1 protein-coding gene is annotated in these 240 nt (G+C 66.7%); it reads left to right on the top strand.

The window, feature by feature from the left end; translation table 11 throughout:
• Positions 1-240: hypothetical protein (locus JHD64_RS21830; protein ID WP_199055842.1), on the top strand; the 240-nt coding region annotated here is incomplete at both ends.

Raw genomic sequence — 240 nt, 5'->3', positions numbered from 1 at the left:
GACGTCACCAGCGTGGCCGGCAACCCGGCCAGCGCCAGCGTCAACGACAGCAAGGACACCACCGCCACCATCACCATCGGCAACGATGGCAGCGGCGGCGATCACGTCTACAACAAGGCTGAAAGCACTGCGGTGGTGGTCAGCGGCAGCACCGGCAGCGTCGAAGCCGGCCAGACCGTTACCGTCACCTTTACCGACAGCCAGGGCCATACCGCCAGCAGCACCGCCACCGTCGATGGC

Origin of the sequence: Aquitalea sp. ASV15 (assembly GCF_016429115.1) — a bacterium.
GTDB classification, from domain to species: Bacteria; Pseudomonadota; Gammaproteobacteria; order Burkholderiales; family Chromobacteriaceae; genus Aquitalea; species Aquitalea magnusonii.
The sequence above is the reverse complement of the archived record's forward strand: the minus strand, read 5'-3'. Positions and strand labels throughout refer to the sequence as shown.